Here is a 26,755-nt window from a genome sequence, read left to right as displayed (position 1 = left end):
TTAATGTTACCAAAAAATTCAATAAGTATTAAGTTCACTAAAATTTTATATCATTTATATGTATAATTTTCATTCTTACACACATTCTATACATGGACTCTTCGAAAGCAGGAGAGGGTTAAAGTATTAATAAAAAAAGGAGTGTTTTTATGGGAATTTTAAGTGGCAATCCTAAAAATGAGCCGATGCATTATGGTGAAGTTTTTGGGGCGTGGTCATCACTTTTGGCTGCTAAAGCAGCAATTGCAGGTTATCAAACACGGTTAAACCATGCAGGTGATGACGACCTTAAGAAATTATTAATAGAAGCTATCCAAGGGACTCAACAAGAGGTTGAACAACTTGAAACATTACTAAAGGAAAATGGAGTTGGATTGATTCCAACACCACCTGAACGGCCACATGCTTCTCTAAACGATATTCCGACCGGCGCACGTTTTCAAGATCCGGAAATTATTGCGGCTTTAAGCCAAGATATCATTACTGGACTCGTAGTATGCAGTCAGATGATTGGTCAGTGCATTCGAGAAGATATTGCCATGATGTATGGACAATTTCATATGCAAAAAGTAACACTGGGAGCAAAAGTGCTTCGTCTTAGTAAAGAAAAGGGATGGTTACTACCGCCTCCATTACATCATAAACAAACTGAAGATTGTTAATTAAAAAAGGTGCAGAATGATTTTTTCTGCTCCTTATTATTTTTTAATCAGTTATAAAAAACTTTTCATAACTAATTTTCAAAAAATTCTATCGAGTGCGAATAATCTGTGATAAGATGAACTTGCTTTTAAGAAATTTGATCAAAAAAGAGTTAAGGAGAGTTGTTATGAAAAAAATAGGTTTACTTCCACGGCTTATTATTGGGATTTTGGGAGGTATTTTAATTGGATTTCAATTTCCTGAATGGATAGGCAATACGCTTTATACCTTTACGCATATCTTTGGAGAATTTCTAGGCTACATTGTACCACTGATCATTGTGTCGTTTATTGTTCCAGGAATTGCAGATCTTGGTAAAAAGGCAGGGCGATTATTAGCAGGTACAGCTGGACTAGCTTATGCTTCGACAATCACAGCGGGGATTATTGCATTCTTTATTTCTATTTTTATCATTCCGTTGATTGTAACAGAAGGATCGGTAGCAGACGCTGAAGCACCGGGTTTAAGTCCGATTATAGAATTAGAGATTCCAGCTATTATGGGTGTGATGACGGCATTAGTCACAGCATTTATTTTTGGTTTAGGTATTAACTATATTCGTCACGAAAAAGCTTACACATTACTTTATCAAGGGATGAATGAGTTTCGAGAGATTATTGTTTTAACGATTAAAAAGATTATTATCCCATTGTTACCATTACATATTGCAGGTATTTTTGCAGACATGGCAGCATCAGGAGAGGCATTTCATATTTTAGGTGTATTCGGTCAAGTTTTCATTTTAATCATATTAATGCACTTTGGGTACATCTTCATTCAATATAGCATTGCATCATCTAGAACAGGTGTGAATCCATTCAAAGCGATCAAAAATATGATACCAGCTTATTTAACAGCGTTAGGAACGATGAGTAGTGCAGCGACGATCCCAGTTACACATCGAAGTACTAAACAAAACCAGGTAAGTGATGAGACGACCGACTTTGTGATTCCGCTCTCTGCAACGATTCATTTAGCGGGTAGTACGATTACATTAGTAGCCTGTTCTGTTGCGGTCCTCATTATCGGAGATCAGACACCGCAATTTATGGAATTCTTACCGTTTATTCTATTATTAGGTGTGACGATGGTCGCAGCACCAGGTGTGCCGGGTGGAGCCGTTATGGCCGCTTTAGGATTACTTTCTTCTATTCTAGGCTTTACAGAAGCGCAAACTGGGCTTATGATTGCTTTATATATGGCTCAAGATGGATTTGGAACGGCGTGTAACATTACAGGTGATGGTGCGATTGCTTTAATCGTCGATTCATTCGTAAACAAGAAGAAAAAAGCAAAAGCTTAAGAAAGTATGTGTTGATGATGGCAACAGGTTTGCTTAAATATCTCTATATAAGTATAGGCATTTTTACGCTCGTTTTAGGGAGTTTGGGGATCGTTGTCCCACTCCTTCCGACAACGCCATTCCTTTTGTTGTCAGCTTACTTTTTTGTTAGAAGCTCGAATCGATTGTATGTATGGTTATTGAACCATAGATTATTCGGCGCTTATATTAAAAGTTATGTCACATATCGAGCGATTACGTTTAAGACAAAAATAGCTGCGATCAGCTTAATCTGGTTATCTATGATTCCAACGATGCTCATCTTTCGTTCGCTTCTGATTACGGTGTTTTTAATCGTAATGGGCGGAAGTGTCTCTATTTATTTAGCCAGAATGCGTACACTGACAAAAGAAGAAATCGTAAACGTTTAAAAAGCATTGACTGACACTTTTTGAAAGTGTTAGTCAATGCTTTTCTATTCGATCTCTTAAAAATGATAGGTTGATAAACTGTGTTTAAATTCATTCACAAGATTTTTAAAATCATCAATGCCATCGGTTAGCTTTTGAATTTCTTCTGAGTAACTCGACACATTAGAGCTAACTTCTTCTGTTGAGGCAGAATTTTCAACAGCGATAGCGGCTAACGATTCAATCGTTTCAAATAATCGGTTGATTTCAGTTGACTGTGTTTGTAGAGATTCAATCGATGAAAGCATCTTATCAGCTACGGTTTCAATTCTTTCATAAGATGATTCAGTTTGGTTAATCGATTGTTCAATGACTTGACTTTCTTTATTAACAATCGTGTACTGGTCGGTAAAATGGTCTACCATTACATCCATGTCCGTTAGAAAATCATCTAAGTTTGTTTTAATATTACTAGCAGCTGATTCCGATTCAGTTGCTAGTTTTCTTACTTCTTCAGCAACAATTGAGAACCCTTTACCAGCTTCTCCTGCTCGAGCCGCTTCAATCGATGCATTAAGGGCTAATAAATTTGTTTGATCGGCAATATCTGAAACAAACGTTGCAATTTTTTCAATTTCTTGCCCTTTATTTTTCAAACTTAAACTTTCATCTTTCACTTGTTCAAAATCCGTTAAAATGTTTGATAGATGATCAACGGTTTCGTCCAGTCCTTTGAAGGAATGCTTGATCGTTGATAAGGCCTGTTCTAATTCTTTTTTGTTTTGGTTTTCTTGATTGGATATGGATTCAATGTTTTCAATATTACTTTGTAGTGTGGTGACACTTTGTTCTGTTTCTTCAGCTTGAGATGTTGCTGTATGTGCAAGTTCTTCAACAACACCTGCAATATCTTTGCTTGTATCATCCATCGTCGTAGAGATCCCGCGCAACGTTTCACTAAATCCTTGCATTTCTTCTGTCATACTATTAAAACCAATAAAGTCTTCATGAATTGCTTCTTTATAAGTATTTAAAGCGTCGTGGAATTGCTCGTAAAAGTCATGACCAGAGTTGATCTTTGTCGTGACAACAAATTGTTTTTGATTTAAGTTGTTGAGTTCATCATGAAGTATTTTGCTGGGGCGCTCAAGTCCTTTAAATGTTACAAAAGTTGCTAAGGTCGTTATGATCGGGATGATAAAAAAAGATTGCTCAAGTTCTTGGGTGAAAAAGCCAGTGATCAGTCCAACGAATAGTCCAACAAGACTTGCCTTTGCACCAATACTTTTAATGAACCCAAAGGAGAGCCATTTATTTAAGTGATAGGTCTTATAACGCTTTACTGGATAAGGAAATGTTAATTTTAACGTCATTTCTTCTTGAGTTCGTTCAATTTCTTCAATTTGAACGGTCTCATTGAAATGTTTTTGAGCACCTTTTAGTAATCCATGTAAATAGCTAAACATACCACGTTTTGAACGATATACGAGTAAAACATCGTGTTTGCCAACGATCTCAATGTCTAAAATAGGAGGTTTGGATCCTGAGATCCGCTTTCTAACGACTTGATGAACATCATTCATTGAATTTAGAAAATGAAAGAGGTTGTCTTTCTTAAAAAAGGAGCCATAACCTTCATAAAATGCTTGAATATTATCTTCTCCGATCGCTTCCCATAATGCTGCTTCATTCATTGAATAATGTTTGGCAATTTCAGTGATAAATTTAAATACAACATCATCTTCAATATTATCGAGCGGTGAGATTGCTTTTTCGGGATCCATACCTGCTAATCTCATTTTTTCTTTTACAATATCTTCTGGATATAGTCGGCTTAGTGTCTTAATCCATGTTCCAACAACAGTTCCTTTCACGTTCATTCCTCCTAATACTAAACGATTAGTTCTAACTAACAATGTTAGCGTTTTTAAAAAGAAAAAACAACAAAATGTGACAAATTGTATATGTGAACGTTTTGTCACAATTTAAAAAAATGGAGGGAGGGTTTGCATCAAGTGAAAAAGGGAATTAAGTAGTTACATAAGTCAGTTAGAGGAGGAGAAAGAATGAGCGAGCAACGATTCGAGAAGTTGAGACGTTTTAATTTAGTAATGGGGGCTTTTCACTTTATTCAAGGTCTATTAATGTTGTTTTTAGCGACAACTGTTATTCAAACCATTTCAGAATTTACACCAACGATCACGCAATTTTACCTAGAATTCAATCCGGAAACACAATCACTTGAAGTAGCTGTTTCAGAATTATTTGAGTTACCATTTGGTATTGGCGTTAGTTTATTTTTATTAATATCAGCAGCTGCTCACGCACTCATTGCATTACCTAAGAAAACGAATGCTATTTACAATCGTGATTTGAAGCTGGGGATCAACCAGTTTAGATGGTTTGAATATGCGTTAAGCTCTTCAATTATGATTGTTTTAATTGCGACGTTATTCGGGATTTATGATATTGCCTCGCTTTTACTGATTTTTGTTGTGAATGCAACAATGAACTTATTCGGCCTAGTTATGGAACAACTTAATGCCAATCGTGACAAAAAGAATATTAACTGGGGACCCTTTATATGGGGGTCAATCGCAGGTGTTGCACCTTGGATTGCTATTTTCTTATATATGTTTGGTACAGGGAACTTTGATATGGTGCCGTGGTTTGTGTGGGCGATTCTCGTAACTTATTTCATCGCATTTAACACCTTCCCAGTCAATATGATTTTACAATACAAAAAGATCGGTAAGTGGTCTGATTATTTATATGGAGAGCGTATTTATATTATACTCAGTCTAGTAGCTAAATCGATTTTAGCTTGGCTTGTATTATTTGGTGCGATGCAACCGTAAAATGATGAAAGGTTAGGTGTTGGTTAATTGAACATTGAACATGTAGCGATTTGGGTACAAGATTTAGAAGGTATGCGTACCTTTTATGAGAAATATTTTGGTGCTCAATCGAATCAAAAATATTATAATGCTAAAAAGGAATTTGAGTCTTACTTCTTAACATTTGATACAGGCGCAAGACTTGAACTTATGAAAAAGCCAGATCTTAAACAATCAAACGAAAACGATCTAATCGGTTGGGCACATATTGCATTCTCAACTGGATCGAAAGAACAGGTAAATACGTTAACCAATCAATTGGTAAGTGATGGGTTTTTATTACTAAATGGTCCACGTACAACAGGTGATGGTTATTATGAGAGTGTCATAGAAGATCCTGAAGGTAATTTAATTGAATTGACAGTGTAATATTGGAGAAAGAGTCAAAAGATCATTAATAAATGATTTTTTGACTCTTTTCTGTGTATTATAAGTGTTTTTTAAAATTTTAAGTACGTATACTTATGCGAACATGTTAATTAATTTTTAGCTGAATTTCATTTTATCTATTGGATGAAAACGGGTTTAATGTTATGATCTTAATATAAAAGACTATATAACTGTCTTTTTTTCTGTAAACTTGTACGTATGAATATAGTTTTGAGTAAAAATTATAGTTAAAAACATTATAAGTGATACTTTATTGGAGGCGGGATCATGAGTGAACAAGTGAAAAGTACAATTGAGTCAGGGAAAGCGATGCTTGGGATTGAATTAGGTTCTACGCGTATCAAATCTGTTTTAATCGATGAGTTCCACAAGCCAATCGCTTCAGGTGGTTACGATTGGGAGAATCAATATATCGATGGCATTTGGACGTATCCGCTTGATGAAATTTGGAAAGGCTTACAAACTAGTTACCAAGATATGAAAGAGGACGTTTTAACTCGTTACGGCGTCGAATTAAAAGAAATTGCGTCAATGGGCTTTAGTGCCATGATGCATGGATACATGGTATTTAATAAAGATGATGAACTATTAGTCCCATTTAGAACATGGCGTAATAATATAACAGAAGAAGCGTCTAAGCAATTAACTGAAACATTTAATTATCAAATTCCACAACGGTGGAGTATTGCGCATTTATATCAAGCGATTTTAAATAAAGAAAAGCATGTAAATGATATCCACTTTCAAACGACATTAGCGGGTTATATCCACTGGCAATTAACAGGTGAGAAAGTATTAGGTGTTGGTGAAGCATCTGGTATGTTCCCAATTGATCTAAACACAAAATCGTTTAATCAAAATATGGTGACAACCTTTGATCAATTAACTAAAGATAAGGATGTTTCATGGTCATTAAATGATCTATTACCTGAGGTAAGAGTTGCAGGAGAAAGTGGTGGGAAAATTACTGAAGAAGGTGCTAAATTATTAGACCCAACAGGTGCACTCAAACCAGGAAGTGAGGTAGCACCACCTGAAGGGGATGCAGGCACTGGAATGGTTGCAACGAATAGTATTGCGACAACAACAGGAAACGTGTCGGCCGGGACTTCTGTGTTTGCGATGGTAGTGTTGGAAAAAGAACTATCAAAAGTTTATCTGGAATTAGATCTTGTGACAACGCCAACGGGTAACTTAGTGGCGATGGCGCATGCGAATAATTGTACATCTGATTTAAATGCTTGGGTCGGTTTGTTTGGTGAATTTGCAAAAGAGATGGGACAAGACCTTGATATGGATACACTCTACGGAACGTTATACCGTAAAGCATTAGAAGGCGATAAGGATGCTGGGGGCTTATTATCTTATGGTTACTTATCAGGTGAACATATGACAGGATTTGAAGAAGGGCGTCCATTGTTTGTTCGCACGCCTGAAAGTCATTTTAATTTAGCAAACTTTATGAGAGCACACCTCTTTAGTTCATTAGGAGCCATGAAAATTGGTATGGACTTACTATTAAAAGAAGAGGGCGTTAAGCTTACGAATATGCTAGGGCATGGTGGCCTGTTTAAAACAAAAGATGTCGGCAAGCGAATGATGGCAGCTTCACTTGATACACCTGTTTCTGTCATGGAAACAGCGGGTGAAGGTGGCGCATACGGCATTGCTTTACTAGCAGCTTATTTAGTTCAACAATCTGAAACAGAAACTTTAGATGATTATTTAACCAATAAAGTCTTTAAAAATGAAGCAATTGAAACAACAGAGCCAGAACGAGAAGACGTTGAAGGTTTTGAGGTATTTATGGATCGTTATAGAGAAGGGCTGGATATAGAAAGAGCCGCTATTGATTATTTAAAAGCATAGATACTTATAAAAAGAGTCTGAGATGAAAGTAAATAAGTCAATGTAATGAGTCTGAGACAAAAGTAAATAAGTCAATTTAATAGCCGGACAAAAATAGTATTTTAACTATTTTTGTCCGGCTATTTGTTTACATATCTCACAGCAATCTGAAATGGACGAGACTCTTGCGGGAAAAGCACGAGTGAGAAGATCCACTTTAGAAGCGTTCTTCGCTTCTAAAGTTAGCTGAGGCCGCGTGAGCTAAAAAGCGAGTCTGTTTCATATTGCGACGCCCTTTTGATCGAATTGTTCGTGTTTTTAAGATATTCATTTTTGTTTTGTCTCAGACTCTTTTTAATGTATTCAGTATACTTTATAAACTTTATATGATTATAAATGATAAAAAAACAAAATGTATGACTTTTGTGTTAAAATACGTTGAATGTCTATGCGAATGTGTTATAATGACGTTTCTTATTTTGAATCGTTATGTTACAGAGTCAGAGAGTAGGTGTTATACAGAATGGAAAAAATGAGATATGGAAATAAATATATGATGAAGTGGATGTTCTTTGCAACCCTTGTCGGTATCGGGGGAGGGTTATCTGCTTTGGCATTAAATGCAGCAATTGACGCGGTGACTTTCTTAGGTGTTCGAGTTCCCATTCACCTAGCACCAATTATAGGTGGTGTAATCGTCACTTTGTTATATAAATTCGATCCAGACGTTTTTGGTTCAGGTTCAGCTAAGTATATTGACTCTGTTAACCTGTATCAAGGTCATGTGAAGCGTCGTACATGGATAGCAAAACTGATCGCTTCGGCTTCGACAATTGGTTTTAGAGGCAGTGGTGGTGTAGAAGGTCCGATGCTTTTGATGGGAGGAAGTACCGCTAACTTTATTTCAAAGTGGAAGCGGGTATCGAAGTGGATCGATAAAGAAGACCATCGAATTTTAACGGTTTGTGGTGCTGCAGGAGCTATAGGTGCCATTTTTCGTTCACCTCTTGGAGGGGGCATTTTTGCTGCTGAAATTCTTTATAAATCATCGCTACATTATAGTGATGTGTTTCCTGCTATATTGTCATCTTCGATGGGTTTTATTGTATACAGTACATTAGGGACATCAAACCCGATGTTTGCGATGCGTGATTATGTAACGACACCAACGAATGTTTTCTATTATATATTAGCAGGTATTATTGCAGGTTATATTTCTGTATTGTTTATGCAATTGTTTCATAAAGTTGAATATTTTGGTGATTGGCTAAATAAACATGGGTTAGAAGGTTACTTACCTATTCTAGGAGGTATTCTAACCGGTTTTATTTTGCTTTATTATCCAAGTGCTGCGGGTACAGGTACAGATTTTATTCAGAGCCTAATTGAGCATTCATACGGTACAAGTTTTTTAATTGCAATTTTGATTGCTAAAATGTTAGCTACATCTTTTACTGTTGGTTTTAGGGGGAGTGCAGGTCTTGTGATTCCTGCTCTGTTTATTGGAGCAGTTGTTGGTGGAATTTTGAGCAATTACTTAGTTGATGGAACGAATGGCTTAAGTAACGCACTTATGGTTTCTGGTATGACAGCTAGCTTGGCGAGTGTAGCGAATGTCCCGATTGCAGCACCCATTATGTTGATTGAGATGGTTGGTTTTCAAGTTGGGGGTTCAGCTGTCATCGGAAGTGTTGTTGGTTATATTGTAGGTCACCGTAAAGTGGTCTATATTAATATGCGTAGTGATGATCCTGATTTCCGTGTTGCAAAAGATTTTAGAAAAAGTGATCGTTATTTTGAAACGAAAGACTAAATAGAAAGCAGTTAGCAATAACTCTAAAGTTGCTAACTGCTTTTTTTGAGAAGAATTTTATGCACGAATGAGACATTTAACCATATTCTATTGTGTAGAAAAAATAGAGAGGAAGAAGTCTATGTATCATTCGAAGTGTTCTAACCATGTAAATCGATATGATTTTGGTGGTGAGCCTTATGTGACAAATATACGGCAACAAACATGTCAAAATCCATATTTTAGACGCGCATTATGGACTGGAGATCATTTGCAACTAACCTTAATGTGTATACCGGTATATGGTGAAGTTGGCCTAGAAGTGCACAACCGAGAAGATCAATTTTTGCGTATTGAATCGGGTCAAGGTTGGGTTGAAATGGGACCATCGCGATCGAATATGTACTATCAGTGTTACGTTAAAAGTGGAGATGCCATTTTTGTTCCGGCTGGATATTGGCATAATTTAGTGAATGTAGGTGCAACACCATTAGCATTGTACTCTATTTATGCACCTCCACACCATGAAAAGGGAACCTTACATCGAACAAAAGAAGAAGCGGATCACGATCATCATAACCATCATCATTAAAAATACGTCGTCCAAAAAAAGTAACCCTATGTGGTTGCTTTTTTATGTAGAAAAATTTCGTTTCACATACTTCAAAAATTGTGGATTCAATAAAACGACTTTAGTTGACAATAAATGAGGGGATTGCTATATTAAGCTTTAAATAAGACGAGTTAATTTCTGATTTTCAAGCATTTAATGCCATTTAAAACGCGGCATTAAGTGCTCTTTTTAATGGATAGAAGCGAAAAGACATGCAGGAGGCAGACAACATGGAGATTAGGGGAGATTTCAAGACATTTTCAAAATACGTTAGTCTAAATGTAATCGGAATGATTGGACTAGCGGTTTACATACTAGCAGACACAATTTTTATTGCTAACGGGATTGGTGAAATAGGGTTAGCTGCACTAAATTTAGCCATTCCAATCTTTACGTTAATATCAGGCATTGGATTATTGATTGGCATTGGTGGTGCGACGTGGTATACGATATTACGTGCTCAAGAAAAAGAACAAAGTGCAACAAGTGTATTTAATCACGCGCTTACACTTGCTAGTCTTTTAAGTTTAGTGTTCGTCGTACTTGGTGCGATATTTTCAGAAGAATTAGCGCGCTTATCCGGCGCGAATGATGAAACGTTAATTTTGACTCAAACGTATTTACAAGTCATTTTATTATTTTCTCCATTTTTCATTTTTAACAATATGCTTGTCGCATTTGTTCGAAATGATAAAAACCCAAAGCTTGCGATGACAGGAATGTTTGTCGGTAGCTTGTTTAATATTGTCATGGACTATATTTTAATTTTTACTTTTGAGATGGGGATGTTAGGTGCTGCAATTGCGACAGGATCAACCCCGATTGTTAGTTTAATGATTTTGAGTTTCCATTTTAAAACGCCATTAAATACATTTAGAATTCAAAAAATACAGTGGCATTTACACGTTTTTTTAAAAACGATTGCTTTAGGGATTTCTGCCTTTATTACAGAAATATCAAGTGGTATTGTTATCTTAATTTTTAACTTTGTGATCTTACGGATTTCAGGAAATATAGGTGTTGCAGCATATGGCATTATTGCCAATATATCTTTCGTGGTCATTGCGATCTATACGGGGATGGCTCAGGGTATTCAGCCTATTGTCAGCCATTTGTTTGGCTTAGGTCATTACCGTGATATGAGACGTATTTTACAGTACGGTGTGATTGTATCCCTTCTTTTGGCTTTTACGATTTACTTGTTTGTCACATTAGGTTCTGATCCGTTAATTGATTTATTCAATCGCAATCAAAATCCAGATTTACATGGGATGGCTGAAGAAGGTTTAATGATTTATTTTATTGGATTTTTCTTTGCGGGATTTAATATGATTTCAATTGCATATTTAAGTGCGATTGAACGAGCAGGGATTGCATTTAAATTATCAATTGTCCGTAGTTTTGTCTTGATCGTACCGATTATTATCGTGTTAGCACAATGGTTAATGATGACAGGTGTCTGGTTGTCATTTGTTTTGACCGAAGCGATTATGATGGGAATTATCATTTGGCAAATTGCACGTGAAAAGAAAAAAGACAAACGATTGAGAAACGCTTAATTGGGGAATTGCTTAATGAGATAAAGATTAAAGCTATAAATGGAGGCTGATGGTAATGAAATTAGTAGTAATTGGTGCTGTTGCTGCGGGGACATCTGCAGCTGCTAAAGCAAGTCGTAATGATCCGGAATTAGATATTGTTATTTATGAACGCGATCAAGATATTTCGTACTCTGGGTGTGGCCTACCTTATTATATTGGTGGGGAAGTTGAGGATATGGATGCATTAACACCTCGGGATCCATCATTTTTTAAAGAAAAATATAATATAAATATAAAAGTTCGTCATGAAGTCCAATCAATTGATCACCAGTCTAAAGAAGTAACAGTGAAAAATTTAGACACAGGTGATACCTTTACTGATCATTACGATCAACTGGTTTTAGCAACAGGTGCATCACCATTTGTTCCACCACTTGAAGGTGTTGATCAATCACACGTGTTCACACTTAGAAATCCAAATGATGCTCGCTCAATTGTTGATTTCATTAACCAACATCGACCGAAATCGGCTGTTATCGTTGGAACTGGATTCATTGGGTTAGAAATGCTAGAAAACCTGTATGCAAATGATATCGATGTGACAGTGGTGGAAAAAATGCCTCAAATTACACCGAATTTAGATGAAGATATGGCGGAATATCTTGAAGAATTGATTACGAATAAAGGCTTTCGTATATTAAAAGATGCAACGATCACGCACGTTGAACAAGATCACGTTAAATTAGAAGACTCACCAGACATTGATGCTGAGCTCGTTATTGTTGCAACAGGTGTTCGCCCAAATACGCAGTTAGCCTCTAACATGGGTGTGGAATTAGGGGAGACAAAAGCGATTAAAGTAGATGAACGTATGCAAACGAATTTGGAAGATGTTTATGCGTGCGGTGATTGTATTGAAACGTTTCTATCTATTAATCATCAACCTGTTTTCCGCCCGCTCGGTTCAACGGCTAATAAAACGGGTCGGATAGCAGGTGATGCATTAACGGGTGGTTCAAGTCGATACCAAGGCAATTTAGGCACAGGTATTTATCAATTATTTGATCTTACCATCGCTAATACAGGTTTAACTGAAAAGGCAGCTATTGAAAGTGGATATGATGTTGTCGTTGCTGATTTAACGAAAGCGAATAAGCCCCGTTATTTGGGTGGCGAGAAGATGCGGATTAAAGCAGTAGCTGATCGACATTCAAGACAGATTCTCGGTGCTCAGATTATCGGTAAAGAAGGTGTTGACAAACGAATTGATGTGTTTGTGACACTTATAAGCTATATGGCTAAAGTTGAAGATCTTTTCCATCTAGATCTCGCTTACGCTCCTCCTTATTCAAATGCAAAAGATCCCGTACATTTTATTGGTATGATTTTTGAGAAGAAATTTGATGCAATAAACTAAGCGTATTTCGGGAGGTAAGTACATGATCGAGGTTAAAGCATTAGATGATGTTCCACCTATTGAACAGTTAGTCGACTGGTATGTAGCAGGTAAAAGTAATTGGTCTAGTGTGTCTTCAAAATTTCATGATAAAAAAATGCTTGCCTCGCTGTTAAACGATAAATCACTTTTTGTTGAACACCACTATTTGAAAGGTGTCTATCATCATCAGGATTTAATTGGTGTTGTCATTGATTATCCAATTCAATATGCTTTGACACTCAATCAAAAAAGTCACGATCATTTAAAACAAGAATTGGGTGTATGGGGATTTCATAAGCATTACAGTCTCTACCGTAAAATGGCGCGCCATTTACCTGAAATTACACTTGAAAACCAACAACACATTCACTTGTTTGCCATTGATACAGACCATCAAAACAAAGGAATTGGATCGTTTGTTTTGAGTCATTTAATCACTACTAAACCTAACCAAATGTATTCTTTGTTAGTAGATGAACGGAATGACCGTGCTATTCAGTTTTATTTGAAACATCGCTTTGAAATTCAAAGGCATGGTCATATCCGTTACCGCAACAAATGGTATGGTCAATATTTAATGGTCCGAAATAACAATAACGCCCTCTGAGTTAATCTTTCTTTAACTCAAAGGGCGTTATTTTTTATCTAAGCCATTGTCTTGCTTCATTTTCGCGTTCAGGTGGGAATGTTTTTAATTCCATTTCTGTGATAGGATCGATCACTTTTTGAATGGCTTCAGCTACTTTCATATCTGTGACAATAGCGTATTTAGAAATTTTGTCTAGGTGCTCTTTGGCGAATATATAACGTTCTTTAAACCCTTCCATTTCAGTAACGGAAATGTCATTTAATTTCACGAGCAATTTCACTTTTCCAAACTTGTCCATTGTCTGTGTTAGATCCCTTAGCAACATATCGTTTTCTGCTTTACTCATACCATCTGTTACTTCATATTCTAGAATATTAGCTTCACTGGAATTCAATTTTTTTAACATACTTGCTCCTCCTTTTTCTCTCATTGTATTTTTTACCCATATATAAATAAGCTAAAACACGTTATAAATAAAATAACGAAATCGATTTTGTGAAATAAGGACTATTACGTTAAAGTCATACATAGATTAATTTGTTCGAGTACCGAGCATGTTTTGAATAAAGTCGAAGAGGGGAAATAAAAAGGATAATAAAAAGAGAGTGAGTGTAGCCGATGGATGAGAAAGTGTTAAAACAGATGACTGAGAAAGATCAGTCTTTATTAAAAGATGTGCACATGGGCATTGAGATAGAAGGTCAGCGAACAAATTTAAATGGTGAGCTTGCTAAAACAAATCATCCATTTCCAGATAAAATTAATCACCCTTTTGTCACTGTTGACTTTGCAGAAAATCAATTAGAATTCATGACCGAGCCCTATCAATCTTCTCAATCGATTATAGGTGAATTAGTAAAGATTCGAGGGGAAGTTGAGAAAAAAATACAAAATGAATTGATATGGCCTTTTAGCATGCCACCTATCTTACCAGATGAAAAAGACATACCAATAGCTAAATTCGGATCATCAGATGAGGCAAAAGAAAAAGAAATCTACCGGAAGGGATTAGCGTTACGATATGGCAAAAAGCTGCAGATGATTTCGGGTGTTCACTTTAATTTTTCGATCGGTCATGATTTATTAGATGCGTTAAGCGATCAAAAAAAATCAGGTGAATCGGATCAATGGTTTAAAGATCGCTTGTACATGCGCTTAGCGAGACGTTTTATTGATTATCGTTGGTTATTAATCTATTTATTTGGTGCATCACCTGTTTGTCATGAAAGTTATGATTCAGTGATCAAAGAGGAACTTTCTAATTTGTCTAAACAATGTTATGACCTATGCCATGAAAAAGAAAATTTAAAGAAATATGCGACGTCAATTCGATTAAGTCGTTTTGGTTATCCGATTGAAATGAGCAGTCAATATCAAGTTTCTTATCGAACGATACAAGATTACATACATGATCTAAAGCAAATTCTAAAAACAGAAAGTGCGCATTACCAAACGTTAGGCATTTATCATAAAGATCAGCAAGTTCAATTAAATAGTCGTTTGATACAGAATGAAAATGAATTTTATACGCCGATTCGTTTCAAGCAGTCGAACCAAAAGTCGGGTGAGTCGAATTTAGAAGCAATTGAACGAGCGGGGGTTCAATATGTAGAGGTGAGATTATTAGATTTAAATCCTTATGCACCTTATGGGATTACAGCAGATCAAATTGATTTTTTACATGTGTTTATGATGCTTTGTTTATTTGATGAATCAATTGATCTAACAGAAGAAGAATTGATTCGAGCAAGCAAAAATCACCAGTTAGTTGCCCTTTTAGGTCGTTTACCTAATTTACAACTCTTTAGTAACCACCATGAGACGGTTACACTTGAAACATGGGCAAATAAGCTATTTAAAAAGTTAGAAAAAGCAGCAACCTTTTTTAATGATCCTCACTATAATCAGGTAGTTGAGCGCTATAAAGATAGATTAGAGAAACCACATTTATTACCGTCAAATAAAATTATAAGAGACATGGATCAATTGAATATGAATTATATTGATTATGGCTTATATCTAGCGCTAGATCATACAAAAAGAGCACTTAAATGATATCAGTGCTCTTTTTTCGTTATACATGTTGAGTGTGTTGATTGGATTGCTTTAATTTTTTTGATTTAAAGTAAGCGAGATTAAATAAGGTCATAACGGTTAGTAAAATAAAAATCATACCGTATAATCCGATTGTATAAGCCCCTGTTAAGTCGTAAATCATTCCCCATAAAGGTGTTCCGACACCAACGCCGACTGTAATCCCAGTAGCTAGAAGACTCCATATTTGAGAGTAATCTCTTGGTCCAAACACTTCGTGAGATAATAATGGTAATAAAACGTTCATAATGCTAAGGCCAAATGAGTAGAGAATCACCATTAAAATCATCATAAGGTAGCTTGTACTGGTGATCAATAATATAAACGCTACAATAGCTGAACTAATGTGAATCATGATGGTCATCAGTGGTCCTAAGCGATCGTTCAAGGCACCCGCAATAATTTTGGCGAAAATAAGGGCGATCATTAATAGAGAAAATAAGGTTCCAACTTGATCAGAAGGAAGGCCTGTTTCTCCGAAGAATGCAGGTAAATGTTGTTGGAATGCGCCAATAAAAGTGATTAAGATAAAACCGATATAAAGCATAAAGAAAACAGGAGATTTAATAGCATCACGATAACGAATGCTAGGTGTTTCTCCTATACTGTGTTTAGATTGTTGATCATCATCATTAGCTCCATAAGCTATAAGTCCGACAGATTCTGGTGAATTATCAACTAAGAAAATGACAGTTAATGACACAATTGTAATTAAGGTAATCCCTAAAAATAAATAGGCTGCTTGAAAACCGAATTGTTCAATAAAGTTTGGAATAATTAAACTAAATATGGCTCCAAACACACCTGTGAAAGATCCACTAATTCCAAGTACAGTTCCTTTTTTCTTAACAAACCATCGATTAATTAAAACGACTGACCCTAGTGCTGTAAAAGCGGGAACTAATATGCCGATCAATAATGAAAAGAGATAGAAACTAATAATCGATGATGAAAAGGAATAACCAATTAATCCGACACTAGAAGTCGCACCACTTACCAAAAATATACGTTTTAAGCTAAAACGTTCCAATGCACGTCCAATAATTGGCATGCTTAATACTTGAATTAAACTTGTGATGGTGAATGTTAGCGTAAATGCTGTTCTTGAGAATCCAAAGTAACTTGTAACAGGTTCAACAAAAAAGCTTAATGCTGAAAAAATAATAGCAGCTGATCCCATTAAAAAACTAGCAGCAGTTGCTATTTTAAAGTAAGGTTTAAATGATACTTCTTGTTGTGTAGACATGCTTCCACTCCTAAAATCAATAAACTATGTTATGATGTGATTAAATTTTTATATAATAGTAAAACTCGCATACAAGAGACCATTATACATAAGAAGCTTTTAGAATGACAATCAAATGCTTATCTGAAATTTGAGGTGAAGAATCTATGAAAAACAAAAGAAAAGTCATCATATTATTCGTCATGTTAACATTCATTGTTCTACTAGGCACAACTTCATATTGGATTTTATTAGATATTAGTTTGTTAGATTCTCTTTATATGACCATAATTACGATATCAACAGTCGGTTATGGAGAAGTCGTCGATTTAACACCGGAAGCCCAAATCTTTACGATGATTTTGATTTTTTTAGGTATAGGTGTGATTGGGTATGCAGCTTCAACAATTGTTAGTTACTTTTTAGAAGGTAACATAAGAGCATTTTGGAGGGATAAAAAAATGAACGAAGCGATTAAGAATTTAAAAAACCATTATATTGTGTGTGGGGCTGGGGAAACAGGGCGTCATGTCATTAATTCGCTAAAAAAAGAGGCAATTGATTTTGTTATTATTGAATGTGATCAAACACGAGTAGAAGCATTAAAGGAGGAAAAACTATTAGTGCTTAAAGGAGATGCGACAGATGAGTCGATTTTACAAGAAGCAAACATAGAGAGTGCTAAAGGACTCGTGACAACATTATCAACGGATGCCAATAATTTATATACTGTTTTAACAGCTAGAGAAATTAATCGTCAACTTCTAATCATTGCGAGGGCGATTACGGATACATCGCATGAAAAATTGATACGTGCAGGGGCTGATAAAACCGTTTCACCTAATGAAATAGGTGGGCATCGGATGGCATCCATGTTGTTAAAACCGTCTGTCATGGCGTTTTTAGATACGATTACTCACAGCGGATCTTTAAATCTAAATTTAAATGAAATAACTGTCAGTGCGGAGTCCAGCTTGTGTGGTGAAATGATAAAAGATGTGGAGATTTTTAAATCATCAGAAGGAATGTTAATTGCGATTAAATCAAAAGGTACTGATGACATTTCATTTAATCCAGCAGATAATTATATAATTAGACCACAAGATGTATTAATCTTTTTAGGAGAAGAAGAGGATCTGTTAGCTTTAAATGAAAAGGTGAATTGATCGTTATAAAAGCGATGCTTTGTCAAAATAAACAAAGCATCGCTTTTGGCTTTTATTCAAGAAGGCCTTCTTCTAGTAAAAATTCAATGGCTATTTGATTAGGGCTCTCATCTTCAACCGCTACCCGGTAATTCATTTCCCGCATTTGGTCATCTGTAATGCGTCCAGCTAGCTGGTCGATCGCCTCCACTAAATCAGGGTGAGACTCACTTGTTTCCAATCTCATAAGTGGTGCCCCTTGATACGGTGGGAAGAGCTCTAAGTCATCTTCTAAAACAACGAGATCGTAACGTTCCAATTCACTGTCTGTTGAATAAGCATCAAGGAGATTGATGTCACCGGATTCAATCGCATTATAGCGTAAGCTTGGTTCCATTGTTTGTAGCTGATTAAATTCTATATCGTACAATTCTTGAATCCCTAAATAGCCATCCTCACGATCTGAAAATTCCAGTGTGAAACCAGCCGATACTTGGTCTTCAATACCTTGAAGATCAGAAATGGTTTCAAGATTATATGCATTTGCAAATTCTTCTGATACCGCTAATGCATAGGTGTTATTAAAGGCCATAGGATCCATTAAGAGCATGTTATATTGATCAAGTAAGCCGTCCCTTGCTTGCTCAAAAACTGCTTCTGCTTCATTGACTTCAGGTGTTTCATCTAGAAATTCACTCAAAACAGTACCGGTGAATTCTGGATAAAGATCAATATCCTCGTTTTCTAACGCACTAAATAAGAAGGATGTACGACCTAATCCTGGTCGCAATTGGACATCTAGATCTGTTTCTTCTTCAATTAATTCCTTGTACATATTAATTAAAATTTCCGGTTCCGTTCCTAATTTTCCACCTATAACAATCGTTTCACTCGATGATGAGAAAATAATCGGTGAAAGAGTTAGCATAAGTGCCAGTATAATCATACCGATTACAGTAAATATAGATTGTTTATAGGAAAGCTTTTGCATTTGACGTAAAATAAAGTCAAAAATAAGGGCGAGTGCTGCAGCTGGAATGGCACCGAGTATAATGAGCGATGTATTGTTCCGGTCAATCCCAAGTAAAATAATATCACCTAATCCGCCAGCGCCTATTAAAGCAGCTAAAGTGGCGGTTCCGACGATAAGAACCATGGCCGTTCGGATCCCAGCCATAATAACAGGCATTGCTAAAGGTAACTCAACTTTAATCAATCGCTTGTTTAAAGACATCCCCATAGCTAAAGCGGCTTCTTTTAACGACGGATCAACTTCTTTAATTCCAGTATACGTGTTTCGTAAAATAGGAAGTAGTGCATAAATAACAAGTGCCACAATAGCGGGTTCGGTCCCAATTCCGAAAAGTGGAATAAATAAACCGAGTAGTGCAAGTGACGGAATGGTTTGCATGACAGCAGAAGCGCCTATGATACTTTCTGCAAACTGTTCATGTCTTGTTAGATAAATCCCTAGAGGAATTGATATGAGAACGGCGAACAACAGTGAAATAAATGAAATTTGAATGTGCTCAATAAGTGCTTGTATTAACTGATCTTGTCGATCAGATAACGTATTAATGAGTTGATTCATTAAATTCGCCTCCTTTTTCATAATAATCGGCGAGTTTAATAATCAATTGATTTCGATGAATACTTCCAATGACCTTTTCTTGATCACGCACGATGACTTCTTCATGGTCATGAAGTAACCTTAATAATTCAGATAGAGGGCGATCTTTTAAAATGCTAACGTGTGAGTCTACATCAAGTTCGGTCTCTTGGACAAAGGTTTCAATTTTTAAGTGATTGTGGTGTTTTTGGTTTGACGTAAAGGTTTTAACAAAGTCATTCGCAGGATGATCGATAATCTGTTCAGGTGTTCCTACTTGAACAAGTTGGCCATTTTTCATAATGGCCATCCGATCAGCGAGTTTCACAGCTTCTTGAATATCATGTGTGACAAAGACAATTGTTTTTTTTATATTTTGTTGTAATCGAATCATATCGTCTTGGAGTTTTTCCCGAGTGATGGGATCTAGTGCACTGAAAGGCTCATCCATTAAAATAATATCTGGATCAGCGGCTAATGCACGGATGACACCAATACGTTGTTGCTCCCCGCCTGATAGTTCAGTAGGAAGTCGATCCTTATATGTATCCGGATCTAAATCAACCATGTCTAACAATTCGCTCGTTCGTTTTGAAATGGATTGAGCTGACCATTTTTTTAACTCTGGTACGATGGCAATATTTTCTGCGACCGTCATATGAGGGAAAAGAGCGATTTGCTGTAAAACATACCCAATATTCCATCGTAGTTCATTAATGTTATAGTCGCTAATACGTCTATCATCAATTAAAATCGTACCATCACTGATGGGGATTAAACGATTTATCGTTTTTAAAGTCGTTGTTTTACCGCACCCACTAGGACCAATCAAGACAAAAAATTCACCTTTTTTTATAGACAAATCAATTGAATTAATAGCCGTTGTTTGATCGGGGAACGTTTTTGTGACATTATCAAATGTGATCATGAGCGTGCCTCCTGTTTATCAGTTTAACTAATTATGGTTACCCTTTTTCTTCACTCTTTAAAACAATCAAATAAAATTGACAGTCTAAAAGTGTCTCGATTATGATTAATAGAGATTGTAGAATAGTAGGAAGGAAGTTTGATTTTGTTTCAATTAAAAGAGAAATTTCATAAGTTTATGCAAGGGCGTTATGGTATTGATCAACTATATGTTACTTCTTTGGTCGTCTACTTTATCTTATTGTTTTTTAGTCGTTGGGTTGACTTCTTATTGATTGATTTTTTAATGTCTTTCATTATTATTTGGGCCATCTATCGCATTTTTTCTAAAAATATACCGAAGCGCTATCAGGAAAATCAACGTTTACTCAAGTTTTTGACGGTGATAAAAAAGAACTTCAAACGGGTGAAAATGCGTGTGTTAACCATTCGAACACACCGTTATAAAACATGTCCGAACTGCAGGACGACTTTACGGTTAAAGCGAAAAAGAGGAAAACATCGAGTGAAGTGCCCGAAATGTCAGCAAAGCGTTCGTTTACGCAACTTTTTTTAATCATTTTATGTATTTAAAAAACGCACGGACTTCTAATTATGTCCATGCGTTTTGTTAATTTTAGTGTTGTAGGGTTTGTGCAACCTTCTTAACATCTTCTAAACCCTTTTGAATAATCGTTTCAGCTTGGCTTGGATCAGCATTATGGCCTTCTATAATAACTTCACCGATCATATCCATTCCGAAGACACCACCGAAAGTTGTCTTCATGTAATTAACAGCCATTTCCATAGGTGACATGTCACTTGTTGAATAGACACCACCTCTTGCATTTAATAAAATGATTTTTTTCTCAGGCATTAGTTGGATCATGCCACCATCTTCAGCGTAGTTAAATGTAAATCCGGCTGAAAAGATGTAATCAATAAACGTTTGGAGTTTAGCAGGAATGGTTAAATTCCAAAGTGGAAAGGCAAATGCAATTACATCTGCTTCTTCAAATAAATCCATTGCTTTTTGTTTAGCATTGATGAGACGTTGTTCTGTGTCTGTTAATGCTTCATGTGCTTCAATTTTTGTAAAAGCGCTAAATAATTCTTGACCTAAAAATGGCGTGTCTTCTTCGTATACGTCATATGTTTTAACTGTTAAGTTATCAAATTGATTAATTTCTTCCATGAACGTATCGTACATCTTGCTTGTAATCGCCTGATCTGAAGGTCGATTATTTGCTTTTACAACTAATAATTTTGTCATGCTTACATCCCCCATGTATCTTCTCTATTTATACAAAAGATTGACCTAGTTTGAGCAGAATTTTTTTTAAAACGCATCAATCTACTGTATAATTTTTAGTGTAATTCATTTTTAATTCGAGACAACCAACAATTAATCGGAATAATTGTAAAAACAACATAACTAAAAAACTGTATAAAAACGAGGCATCAGATGATATGAGAAAACTTAAAGATCCAAGAATTATTCGGACGAGAAAATTAATGATGAATGCGCTGTTCGATTTGTCGACCCAAAAAGATTTACACGCTATTACGGTAAAAGATATTACAAGTCAGGCGAATATCAACCGGGCAACATTTTACTATCATTTTAAGGATAAATATGATTTATTTGAGCAGACTTTTAAAGAAGATTTTAATGCTTGTGTGGTTGATAAGTTGAGTGCTTATGATGAAGTGAGCGAGGATATGTTAAGAGAGACCTTTTATGCGTTGATGGCTTTTCAAGATAAACTCTCGCATGATTGCAGAAAAAATTATGATCAGTTTGAATCAACAATCGAAGCATTGATTAAAGATACAATGGTTGATCAGTTTTATCGCTTATTAAATGATGTTTTTCCCCATGAAAGTGAGCAATCTCACCGGTTAAAATCAGTCGCATTAAGCCACGGGTTGCATGGTATGTTAACTGAATGGCGACAGGATTCGTCAACTAAAGCCGAAGATTTTGTTCAGATGGCGATTCCTATACTAATGAGCATTTCTAAAGGAAGTGTTTAGAGATTTTCTAATAATCGTTTTGCGATTTTTTTGTAATCATCACGATCAATACCCGGTGCGAATTGTTCAGGTAAATCTTCTAAGTCAGGGATCTTACTGCCTTTTGGTGCTCCTTCTTGTACGACGAGCCTTTGATTCGTTTCGGGGTTTCTTCCTTTCCAAATTTGTTTGATGTCTACATAATCACCGACATCATTCCATGTATAGAGAATATTGCCCAATCCTTGGTCTTCGAACTTTCGAGCATAATCAAATCGTCTATTTGATAAATCAGGTATTGGAACTAACTTTTTAACATCTACTCCTGTCGCAATTTCAATCGCTTTGGCATAAGCGAGTACATGTGTGCCGCCTCGAACAAGTAAATAGCCGATCATCTCCCGAGCTGTTTCATGCTCAGTCATTTGATAGACACGCATTTTGTGTGTTCTAGCACCTACTTCTAAGAAGAAATTATGGAGGAGGTCCAATACTAAATTGCCACTACTAAAAACGTTATCGCCACTCCAAGGACTTCCCATTGAATCTATTGCCAGTGATGTATTAGCTGCTTGAATGAATCCGTATGTGTTTCGGCTATCTTTGCCTTCTCTTAGTGGTGTTACATCAGGATCTCCAGTGTTAAAAGTCGTTCCTTTATATAACAAGTTAATCGCTGTGGAGACAAGTTCAACATGGCCAAATTCTTCTGCTGTAATACTAGCAACTAAGTCATAGAAGGGCTTAAGTTTGTGTTTATTTCTAAAGTTAAAAGATTGATACATGTAGTTATTTAATGTGGACATTTCCCCGAACTTACCCCCGAGTAATTCTTGAACAGCCGCAGCTGCATTGGCATCTCCATGCTCCGGGATCGGCAAATCAATTAACAACCGGTTTTCACGTTTAAACATGTCAAACCTCCTATCTTTTCGGTATCACCCAAACGATTTGTTGGATCCGAATATGGAAATCAGATCCCCCAGAATAAACAACGATATGGTCTGGCATCACTTTTTTCAAATATCCGCTAACCGTCCCTTTAGTCGTTTGAACAATGACTTCTTTTTGGTTTAATTGCTTCAAGGTTTCATATAAATAACTATCAATCAAATGAATAAATGAAGGGTAGTTCTTTTCCATTTTAATTCGCTCCTCTCTAAAATGAACATAGCTATATCTATTCAATATGATCATCAAATATGCATTTGATGAATGGTAAGAGAATGATCGTTTTTGTTTTAATAATCTGTTATAATTGGTAATAATTATCAAGTACGTAGGAGGCGTTGTACATGCTAGAAAATACAGGATTAGTATTAGAAGGTGGTGGCATGAGAGGTGTTTATACCTCTGGTGTCTTGGATGGATTTATGGATCACGATTTATATTTTCCATATGTTATTGGTGTTTCAGCAGGAGCATGTAATGCCTTATCTTATTTATCACGTCAAAAGGACAGAAGTCGCTATATCAATGTTAATTATGCGAATGATCCTCGTTATATTAACTATAAGAATTTACTAAGAGGCGAAGGGATCTTCAACATGGAGTTTTTATTTAACGACATTACAAATGATCTTGTGCCTTTTGACTTTGAAACGTTTGAGCAGCGAGCAGAACGTTTAGTTGTTCCAACAACGGATTGCAAAACAGGAGAGGCGCTTTATTTTGAGGAGTCGGAATCCAAACAAATAATTGAAGCAGTACGTGCCTCTAGCAGCTTGCCGTTAGTCGGTAAACCTGTTAATCTAGGTTCTCATACATTACTTGATGGCGGTATTGCTGATCCAATCCCTATACAGAAATCAATTGAAGATGGTAATGAACGTCATGTCATTATTTTGACAAGACCTAAGGGTTACCGGAAGAAACCTTTTCGAGCTCGTATGACAGCGCGTCTTATTTATCCGAAGTATAAGGAACTCGTAAAAGCATTAGAGAGACGCCATCAAATCTATAATGATACACTTGATTATATTGATGAGTTAGAAGAAAATGGACATGCACTTGTTATTCGTCCGAAAGGTGAAGAACAAGTTGGAAGAGCTGAAAAAGATGCTGAAAAGTTAAATGGATTACATCGAGCTGGCTACCAATCTGCAGAAGATCATGTGGACCGGTTAAAGGATTGGCTACAGCTTAATCCAGTTTGATAAAGGCTATGATTGAAGAGGTGTAATATTTATGGACGGTAAAACACGAAGACAAATTAAAATTGGACAATCCGTAGCTGTTGTTAAAAAGAACGATCAAAGAACGGGGAATCTAACTGAAGGTCGAGTGAAAAAGATTTTAACAAATTCACCGAGCCACCCTCATGGGATTAAAGTGATGTTAGAAACGGGTGAAGTAGGCCGTGTGAAAGAAATCAAAGCAGAAGGGGATTCTGGTCATGAATGAAAAAGAAAAGGTGTTGGCGTTAGCTGAAAAACATGACGTATCGATTGACCCTGATCACATTATTATTGACCAATCAGGGGTCGATTTTTTGGTCGCATTTGTTGTGGATACAGAAAAGGTTGATTGGGTATTCAGAATGCCAAGACGCGACGACGTGATCGAACGAACGAAAGTTGAAAAGCAAGTATTGGATATTGTTAATCGTTATGTCACAACCTTTAACGCGCCCGACTGGTTGATCTATTCAGAGGATTTGATTGCTTATCCGAAATTATCGGGTGTTCCTGTTGGTACGATCGATATTGAAAAGCAAGCATATGAGTGGACAATTGATCCGACGAACCTCCCTGATAATTTTCATCAAACGTTTGCAGAAGCTTTGGCAGAGCTGCATCAACTTGAATCAAAAGATTTTGAAGATACGGATATAGAAATTGTGACAGCGGATGAACTTCGCCCACATTTTAAAAAACGTATGCAAGCCGTTAAAGATGAATTCGGTGTAAGTGAAGCCCTATGGCAAAGGTGGATGAATTGGCTTGATGACGAATCTTTATGGCCGAAACAAACGGTTCTAATTCATGGAGATGCGCATGCGGGACATATTTTAATTGATCAAGATGCCAATGTGACAGCACTTATTGATTGGACCGAGGCTAAAATATCTGATCCTGCAATGGATTTCTCTGTCTATTACACATTATTCGGAGAAGATAGCTTAGACCGTTTAATAGAAGCTTATCGAGCTGTGGGTGGTTATACATGGCTGAAGATGAAACAACATATTATCGAAACTGAAGCGGCTTTTCCGATTGCGATTGCTGAATTTGCCAAGATATCAGATTTAGAAGAATACAAACAAATGGCTAGAGAAGCATTAGGTGTTAGTTGAGGTGATAGGATGTTGAAAAAGGGAGATCGTGTTGGGTGGATTGCCTGTTCTGATGGGAAGTCAGAGCAAGCATTAGAACAAGTTGACCTTTTAAAAGACTATTTTCACAAAGCAGGACTAAATATTGTCCAATCAAATGCTTTTAAAAGAGAACCCTCTCATTACTGGAGTGCCCCACCTGAAGTTCGTGCTAGAGAATTAATGAATTTATTTATCGATGATCAAATTGCTGCGATTTTTGATTTATCCGGTGGTGATAGTGCAAATGAAATCTTACCTTATCTGGATTTTGATAAAATCAGAAAGCACCCTAAACCGTTTTTTGGTTATAGCGATGTGAGCGTTCTATTGAATGCACTTTATCACAAAGCAGATATAATGACTTATCACTTCCAAGCGCTGCACTTAGCACAAGAGGCAAGCGAGATCCCGTCATCTGACTTTTTAAACGTGTTGAACCAGACTATGTTAAAGCCAACATTTGATTATCATTTTATTAATGGTGATCAATTAGAAGGCACGGTAATGGGTGGTAATATTCGATGTTTTTTAAAATTAGCGGGTACACCGTATATGCCAGATTCCAAAGGGAAAATGTTATTTTTGGAAAGCAGAAGCGGTCAGCCTAATCGAATCGCTAGTTTTTTCAACCAGTTGGATCAAATGGGTTATTTTGAAGAAGTAAGCGGTGTGTTGTTAGGTACGTTCACTGAACTTGAAACAGAATATTCCACTGATCGGTTAATTGAATTAATGGAACCGTTTATTTTAAAACATCAATTAGTAGTAGCCAAGACTGATCAAATTGGTCATCAACTAAACAGCCGCTTATTACCTATAGGTCAAAAGGTGAAACTTTAAAGAGCTTATTTTTTTGATAAGTTCTTTAAAGTTTTTTTATTGACAAAGAAAGTAAGAATACGGATAATAGATAGCATGCTATGTATATATAGCGAGGAGGAT

26 protein-coding genes are annotated in these 26,755 nt (G+C 36.2%); 18 read left to right on the top strand and 8 right to left on the bottom strand.

Features of this window, described 5'->3' with window-relative positions:
* Positions 1 to 149 precede the first annotated feature (149 nt).
* The 3 genes from BLR62_RS06640 (at position 150) to BLR62_RS06630 (ending at position 2,415) form a co-directional block, all read left to right on the top strand.
* On the top strand, positions 150 to 662 hold the full coding sequence (locus tag BLR62_RS06640) for a DUF3231 family protein (RefSeq protein ID WP_090795020.1): 513 nt from the start codon (positions 150 to 152) through the stop codon (positions 660 to 662).
* A gap of 167 nt (positions 663 to 829) precedes the next feature.
* Complete coding sequence (locus BLR62_RS06635; protein WP_090795017.1) at positions 830 to 2,005, top strand: dicarboxylate/amino acid:cation symporter; 1,176 nt, start codon at positions 830 to 832, stop codon at positions 2,003 to 2,005.
* A 14-nt stretch (positions 2,006 to 2,019) separates the two neighbouring features.
* A complete protein-coding gene (locus BLR62_RS06630) occupies positions 2,020 to 2,415 on the top strand; it encodes a YbaN family protein (RefSeq protein ID WP_090795014.1) in 396 nt (131 codons plus the stop codon).
* A gap of 56 nt (positions 2,416 to 2,471) precedes the next feature.
* Here BLR62_RS06630 and BLR62_RS06625 read toward each other — a convergent pair whose 3' ends face one another.
* Positions 2,472 to 4,268 (bottom strand): heme NO-binding domain-containing protein, encoded by a 1,797-nt coding sequence (locus BLR62_RS06625; RefSeq protein WP_176759240.1) that lies wholly within the window; start codon positions 4,266 to 4,268, stop codon positions 2,472 to 2,474.
* 192 nt (positions 4,269 to 4,460) lie between these two features.
* On the opposite strand from BLR62_RS06625, the gene heR reads away from it, so the two are divergent.
* The 8 genes from heR (at position 4,461) to BLR62_RS06585 (ending at position 13,520) form a co-directional block, all read left to right on the top strand.
* Positions 4,461 to 5,252, top strand: a complete 792-nt coding sequence (gene heR / locus BLR62_RS06620) for a heliorhodopsin HeR (RefSeq protein WP_090795009.1) — start codon at positions 4,461 to 4,463, stop codon at positions 5,250 to 5,252.
* A gap of 27 nt (positions 5,253 to 5,279) precedes the next feature.
* Positions 5,280 to 5,660: a VOC family protein gene (locus BLR62_RS06615; RefSeq protein WP_090795006.1), complete on the top strand. Its 381-nt coding sequence runs from the start codon at positions 5,280 to 5,282 to the stop codon at positions 5,658 to 5,660.
* Positions 5,661 to 5,948: 288 nt separating this feature from the next.
* Entirely contained in the window at positions 5,949 to 7,550 is a 1,602-nt protein-coding gene (locus BLR62_RS06610; RefSeq protein ID WP_090795003.1) for a xylulokinase, read from the top strand.
* 502 nt (positions 7,551 to 8,052) lie between these two features.
* The gene (locus BLR62_RS06605; RefSeq protein WP_090795001.1) at positions 8,053 to 9,342 is read left to right on the top strand and encodes a chloride channel protein; all 1,290 of its coding nucleotides are present in this window, start codon (positions 8,053 to 8,055) and stop codon (positions 9,340 to 9,342) included.
* Between the two features lie 121 nt (positions 9,343 to 9,463).
* The gene (locus BLR62_RS06600; RefSeq protein ID WP_090794999.1) at positions 9,464 to 9,913 is read left to right on the top strand and encodes a cupin domain-containing protein; all 450 of its coding nucleotides are present in this window, start codon (positions 9,464 to 9,466) and stop codon (positions 9,911 to 9,913) included.
* Positions 9,914 to 10,164: 251 nt separating this feature from the next.
* Positions 10,165 to 11,493 carry an MATE family efflux transporter gene (locus BLR62_RS06595; RefSeq protein ID WP_090794998.1) on the top strand — a complete coding sequence of 443 codons (1,329 nt, stop codon included), beginning with the start codon at positions 10,165 to 10,167 and terminating at the stop codon, positions 11,491 to 11,493.
* A 55-nt stretch (positions 11,494 to 11,548) separates the two neighbouring features.
* A complete protein-coding gene (locus tag BLR62_RS06590; protein WP_090794996.1) occupies positions 11,549 to 12,892 on the top strand; it encodes an FAD-dependent oxidoreductase in 1,344 nt (447 codons plus the stop codon).
* Positions 12,893 to 12,914: 22 nt separating this feature from the next.
* Positions 12,915 to 13,520 (top strand): GNAT family N-acetyltransferase, encoded by a 606-nt coding sequence (locus tag BLR62_RS06585; protein WP_090794994.1) that lies wholly within the window; start codon positions 12,915 to 12,917, stop codon positions 13,518 to 13,520.
* A 34-nt stretch (positions 13,521 to 13,554) separates the two neighbouring features.
* Here BLR62_RS06585 and BLR62_RS06580 read toward each other — a convergent pair whose 3' ends face one another.
* Positions 13,555 to 13,908 (bottom strand): SpoIIAA family protein, encoded by a 354-nt coding sequence (locus BLR62_RS06580; RefSeq protein WP_176759239.1) that lies wholly within the window; start codon positions 13,906 to 13,908, stop codon positions 13,555 to 13,557.
* A gap of 212 nt (positions 13,909 to 14,120) precedes the next feature.
* Between BLR62_RS06580 and BLR62_RS06575 the strand changes: the two genes are divergently transcribed.
* Entirely contained in the window at positions 14,121 to 15,557 is a 1,437-nt protein-coding gene (locus BLR62_RS06575; protein WP_090794989.1) for a glutamate--cysteine ligase family protein, read from the top strand.
* A 19-nt stretch (positions 15,558 to 15,576) separates the two neighbouring features.
* Here BLR62_RS06575 and BLR62_RS06570 read toward each other — a convergent pair whose 3' ends face one another.
* Positions 15,577 to 16,842 carry an MFS transporter gene (locus BLR62_RS06570; RefSeq protein ID WP_090794986.1) on the bottom strand — a complete coding sequence of 422 codons (1,266 nt, stop codon included), beginning with the start codon at positions 16,840 to 16,842 and terminating at the stop codon, positions 15,577 to 15,579.
* 146 nt (positions 16,843 to 16,988) lie between these two features.
* On the opposite strand from BLR62_RS06570, the gene BLR62_RS06565 reads away from it, so the two are divergent.
* The gene (locus tag BLR62_RS06565; protein ID WP_090794985.1) at positions 16,989 to 17,987 is read left to right on the top strand and encodes a potassium channel family protein; all 999 of its coding nucleotides are present in this window, start codon (positions 16,989 to 16,991) and stop codon (positions 17,985 to 17,987) included.
* Positions 17,988 to 18,039: 52 nt separating this feature from the next.
* Here BLR62_RS06565 and BLR62_RS06560 read toward each other — a convergent pair whose 3' ends face one another.
* The 3 genes from BLR62_RS06560 to BLR62_RS06545 all read right to left on the bottom strand — a co-directional run bounded on the left by BLR62_RS06560 (position 18,040) and on the right by BLR62_RS06545 (position 21,754).
* A complete protein-coding gene (locus tag BLR62_RS06560) occupies positions 18,040 to 19,557 on the bottom strand; it encodes an ABC transporter permease/substrate-binding protein (protein WP_090794982.1) in 1,518 nt (505 codons plus the stop codon).
* Entirely contained in the window at positions 19,541 to 20,503 is a 963-nt protein-coding gene (locus BLR62_RS06555; RefSeq protein WP_090794980.1) for an ABC transporter ATP-binding protein, read from the bottom strand. The genes BLR62_RS06560 and BLR62_RS06555 overlap by 17 nt, the downstream gene beginning before the upstream one ends.
* Positions 20,504 to 21,118: 615 nt before the next feature.
* Positions 21,119 to 21,754 carry an FMN-dependent NADH-azoreductase gene (locus BLR62_RS06545; RefSeq protein ID WP_090794976.1) on the bottom strand — a complete coding sequence of 212 codons (636 nt, stop codon included), beginning with the start codon at positions 21,752 to 21,754 and terminating at the stop codon, positions 21,119 to 21,121.
* A 197-nt stretch (positions 21,755 to 21,951) separates the two neighbouring features.
* Here BLR62_RS06545 and BLR62_RS06540 point away from each other — a divergent pair, with 197 nt between their 5' ends.
* Positions 21,952 to 22,518: a TetR/AcrR family transcriptional regulator gene (locus BLR62_RS06540; RefSeq protein ID WP_090794973.1), complete on the top strand. Its 567-nt coding sequence runs from the start codon at positions 21,952 to 21,954 to the stop codon at positions 22,516 to 22,518.
* Here the strand turns inward: BLR62_RS06540 and BLR62_RS06535 are convergent.
* Entirely contained in the window at positions 22,515 to 23,411 is an 897-nt protein-coding gene (locus BLR62_RS06535; protein ID WP_090794971.1) for a manganese catalase family protein, read from the bottom strand. The two genes, BLR62_RS06540 and BLR62_RS06535, sit on opposite strands and share 4 nt — an antisense overlap.
* Before the next feature lie 10 nt (positions 23,412 to 23,421).
* Complete coding sequence (locus BLR62_RS06530) at positions 23,422 to 23,640, bottom strand: YuzF family protein (protein WP_090794968.1); 219 nt, start codon at positions 23,638 to 23,640, stop codon at positions 23,422 to 23,424.
* A gap of 152 nt (positions 23,641 to 23,792) precedes the next feature.
* Here BLR62_RS06530 and BLR62_RS06525 point away from each other — a divergent pair, with 152 nt between their 5' ends.
* From BLR62_RS06525 to BLR62_RS06510, 4 genes are read left to right on the top strand one after another with little or no spacing between them, the layout of a single operon-like run.
* Positions 23,793 to 24,653: a patatin-like phospholipase family protein gene (locus BLR62_RS06525; RefSeq protein WP_090794965.1), complete on the top strand. Its 861-nt coding sequence runs from the start codon at positions 23,793 to 23,795 to the stop codon at positions 24,651 to 24,653.
* Positions 24,654 to 24,684: 31 nt separating this feature from the next.
* Complete coding sequence (locus BLR62_RS06520; RefSeq protein ID WP_090794962.1) at positions 24,685 to 24,900, top strand: YwbE family protein; 216 nt, start codon at positions 24,685 to 24,687, stop codon at positions 24,898 to 24,900.
* Positions 24,893 to 25,792, top strand: coding sequence for a macrolide 2'-phosphotransferase (locus BLR62_RS06515; protein ID WP_090794961.1), 900 nt, complete (start codon positions 24,893 to 24,895; stop codon positions 25,790 to 25,792). The genes BLR62_RS06520 and BLR62_RS06515 overlap by 8 nt, the downstream gene beginning before the upstream one ends.
* A gap of 9 nt (positions 25,793 to 25,801) precedes the next feature.
* Positions 25,802 to 26,653, top strand: a complete 852-nt coding sequence (locus BLR62_RS06510; protein WP_090794958.1) for a S66 family peptidase — start codon at positions 25,802 to 25,804, stop codon at positions 26,651 to 26,653.
* The last annotated feature ends 102 nt before the right edge of the window (positions 26,654 to 26,755 follow it).

Origin of the sequence: Pelagirhabdus alkalitolerans (assembly GCF_900096905.1) — a bacterium.
Lineage (GTDB): Bacteria > Bacillota > Bacilli > Bacillales > Amphibacillaceae > Pelagirhabdus > Pelagirhabdus alkalitolerans.
Note: the sequence above shows the minus strand (reverse complement) of the source record. Positions and strands in the feature narration are given on the sequence as shown.

Coding starts and splice junctions, on each gene's coding strand:
- BLR62_RS06535 (WP_090794971.1), bottom strand. CDS start 23,411: ATGTTTAAACGTGAAAACCGGTTGTTAATTGATTTGCCGATCCCGGAG.
- BLR62_RS06540 (WP_090794973.1), top strand. CDS start 21,952: ATGAGAAAACTTAAAGATCCAAGAATTATTCGGACGAGAAAATTAATG.
- BLR62_RS06580 (WP_176759239.1), bottom strand. CDS start 13,908: ATGTTAAAAAAATTGAATTCCAGTGAAGCTAATATTCTAGAATATGAA.
- BLR62_RS06520 (WP_090794962.1), top strand. CDS start 24,685: ATGGACGGTAAAACACGAAGACAAATTAAAATTGGACAATCCGTAGCT.
- BLR62_RS06575 (WP_090794989.1), top strand. CDS start 14,121: ATGGATGAGAAAGTGTTAAAACAGATGACTGAGAAAGATCAGTCTTTA.
- BLR62_RS06635 (WP_090795017.1), top strand. CDS start 830: ATGAAAAAAATAGGTTTACTTCCACGGCTTATTATTGGGATTTTGGGA.
- BLR62_RS06515 (WP_090794961.1), top strand. CDS start 24,893: ATGAATGAAAAAGAAAAGGTGTTGGCGTTAGCTGAAAAACATGACGTA.
- BLR62_RS06525 (WP_090794965.1), top strand. CDS start 23,793: ATGCTAGAAAATACAGGATTAGTATTAGAAGGTGGTGGCATGAGAGGT.
- BLR62_RS06595 (WP_090794998.1), top strand. CDS start 10,165: ATGGAGATTAGGGGAGATTTCAAGACATTTTCAAAATACGTTAGTCTA.
- BLR62_RS06565 (WP_090794985.1), top strand. CDS start 16,989: ATGAAAAACAAAAGAAAAGTCATCATATTATTCGTCATGTTAACATTC.
- BLR62_RS06585 (WP_090794994.1), top strand. CDS start 12,915: ATGATCGAGGTTAAAGCATTAGATGATGTTCCACCTATTGAACAGTTA.
- BLR62_RS06555 (WP_090794980.1), bottom strand. CDS start 20,503: ATGATCACATTTGATAATGTCACAAAAACGTTCCCCGATCAAACAACG.
- heR (WP_090795009.1), top strand. CDS start 4,461: ATGAGCGAGCAACGATTCGAGAAGTTGAGACGTTTTAATTTAGTAATG.
- BLR62_RS06510 (WP_090794958.1), top strand. CDS start 25,802: ATGTTGAAAAAGGGAGATCGTGTTGGGTGGATTGCCTGTTCTGATGGG.
- BLR62_RS06610 (WP_090795003.1), top strand. CDS start 5,949: ATGAGTGAACAAGTGAAAAGTACAATTGAGTCAGGGAAAGCGATGCTT.
- BLR62_RS06600 (WP_090794999.1), top strand. CDS start 9,464: ATGTATCATTCGAAGTGTTCTAACCATGTAAATCGATATGATTTTGGT.
- BLR62_RS06640 (WP_090795020.1), top strand. CDS start 150: ATGGGAATTTTAAGTGGCAATCCTAAAAATGAGCCGATGCATTATGGT.
- BLR62_RS06605 (WP_090795001.1), top strand. CDS start 8,053: ATGGAAAAAATGAGATATGGAAATAAATATATGATGAAGTGGATGTTC.
- BLR62_RS06630 (WP_090795014.1), top strand. CDS start 2,020: ATGATGGCAACAGGTTTGCTTAAATATCTCTATATAAGTATAGGCATT.
- BLR62_RS06560 (WP_090794982.1), bottom strand. CDS start 19,557: ATGAATCAACTCATTAATACGTTATCTGATCGACAAGATCAGTTAATA.
- BLR62_RS06530 (WP_090794968.1), bottom strand. CDS start 23,640: ATGGAAAAGAACTACCCTTCATTTATTCATTTGATTGATAGTTATTTA.
- BLR62_RS06590 (WP_090794996.1), top strand. CDS start 11,549: ATGAAATTAGTAGTAATTGGTGCTGTTGCTGCGGGGACATCTGCAGCT.
- BLR62_RS06570 (WP_090794986.1), bottom strand. CDS start 16,842: ATGTCTACACAACAAGAAGTATCATTTAAACCTTACTTTAAAATAGCA.
- BLR62_RS06545 (WP_090794976.1), bottom strand. CDS start 21,754: ATGACAAAATTATTAGTTGTAAAAGCAAATAATCGACCTTCAGATCAG.